This window comes from Massilia sp. UYP32 (assembly GCF_050434365.1).
Classification (GTDB): Bacteria; Pseudomonadota; Gammaproteobacteria; order Burkholderiales; family Burkholderiaceae_D; genus Telluria; species Telluria timonae.
The window spans coordinates 1-1,938 of the sequence record NZ_JBNDIK010000060.1; the positions used below are offsets into that span (position 1 = coordinate 1).

Below are 1,938 nucleotides of genomic sequence, written 5' to 3' on the forward strand. Positions count from 1 at the left end.
TTGGGCTTCTTGGTGGTCATCACTTCGGTCATGGAACAGTCCTTTCGGGATTATTTCATGACCCCGTTCCACACAGAAATTCTGACAGGCTCCTGGTTCAACAACACTCCCCAAGGACATCTTTCAAGCCAATCCTGTAACCGATCATCCTTAATAAACTCGATCAATAGCCCGACTGCGACGTATAGCGCCACTAGCATGAGGGTTACTGGAAACGCCGCCCCGAAAAGTATTGCCAAGGCCAAGAGAAGACCTATAAACGCCGACCCTACATAAGCCACAAATAGCAAACCTAAACCATTCTCTTTCACCGTTTCTGCCGCTTTGAACATGTCCAGTACTGCCATCAGAAGGCCAGCCACCGCGCCCGCGCTCCTACCTAGCTGCATCAGAGCCCATCCCGACCACGACAAAAAGCGTTGCCCATAGAGCATCCCCTGTGAAGCTCGTGCCCGCAATGCGCCGCCGATAACTTCACATGTAGTACCAACTAAACCACTGATAGCAGCCACTCGCCGCCAACGAGCATCTTGCTTTTCATTTGCAAGGCTCGTCTCCTCATCTTCATACACCTTCGTCAAGCAAACAGCCTGTAAGATCGCAGTGACCACGCCCCATCGAACTTTTTGGTTAATTACCGATCTCCAGCGTTCTAAACGAAGCGACTCCAGTTGCTCCACCGATCGCAGACTCGACCTCAGCTGTGTTTCTTGTGCAACTCGACTCATACCGCTGGGCAGGTTCTCGATAGAGGCGCGATCGGCGCTGACCACCCAACGCAATTTTCTGCTTCCTTCGACCCTCATGCCGCGTATTCGCAGGCGCTCCAACTCGAGGCTTACTGCCGCGCGCAGCTGGTTCTCGCTGATCACCGCACCACTCGTCCGTATCATCTGCTTTGCTAGATACCTTACAAACTGCGAACGCTTCCCACTAATTTCGAAAACGGTGACGGCATCTCCAGAGATGAACCCCAACATCATCAGCGTCTTATGAAAGCCGGGTCGGCCATCCACGACTTTTCCCAGGATCCGGGCCACTGGGCCAGATATCTGCGCAATATACAGTGCAAGCCCATTTGTAGAATTATCATCCAGCGCTTCCATTGCAGCCTTGTACACTTCGAACAGACTGTCCCATGGTATTTGCCGACTATTGAGAGCGACTCTTGAAGCTTCCTCTATCGACTCAGCAACTGCAGACTGGTTAAGGATAGACGCCCTCAAAAGAACATTCTTTTTATCTTGAAAATTTCCCTGAAGGAGTTCTACATACAATTTACTGCAGCAGGTTTTATCCTGTGTCCCGGCGATACAGCTGGTCACGACATTGGTATAAGCCGCCCCACACAGGGCGCTGGACGGATCATAATTAAATTCAAGATAATCCGTGAATGCTGCACTCTTGAACCATTCCACATGGCGCAGAGCCAACGGTGCGATCGATTGCTCATCGAATGCCTTGAGCTTCGCATCGAATTCCGCCCTCCATTTCTGCCGGGCAGCGTCATCGAACTTCCTGCCGTATTTAGACCATGCAGACGTTGTGGCTCGATCAAGCTCAGCCGCCGTTACCTCTCGCACGTTCGCGGTCTTGTTACGTGTTGACTCAGACAGAACATGTCCTAAAGGGTCTATTGCTTCCATTCTCGATGCCGCCATCCGTGCGGCCTCGATCTCTTCCGTTTCGGCCTTGCCAACGATCGAAGCTTTTATCTGATCAATTCCCGCACTTGCAGCAAGATTCCTCTGGTCGGTGGGATTTTTTGCAATGAACGCCTCGAGCAGATGCGTCATCAGGAACGCCAGCTCCTGTACTATGCCGGCTGGGTCAGGCACAGTAACTGTTTAGTGCCGTGCGATCATATTCCTCGTCGTAGCTGGCCTTTATTCCGAGCAAAGGCTATGCTGAACGAGTTGATTGCTGGGTTCAGCAATC

1 protein-coding gene is annotated in these 1,938 nt (G+C 51.7%); it reads right to left on the reverse strand.

From position 1 onward, the window contains the following. Window positions 1–50 precede the first annotated feature (50 nt). On the reverse strand, window positions 51–1,796 hold the full coding sequence (locus ABIB42_RS25820) for a T6SS effector BTH_I2691 family protein (RefSeq protein WP_429249208.1): 1,746 nt from the start codon (window positions 1,794–1,796) through the stop codon (window positions 51–53). Window positions 1,797–1,938: the final 142 nt, after the last annotated feature.

Coding starts and splice junctions, on each gene's coding strand:
- ABIB42_RS25820 (WP_429249208.1), bottom strand. CDS start 1,796: ATGACGCATCTGCTCGAGGCGTTCATTGCAAAAAATCCCACCGACCAG.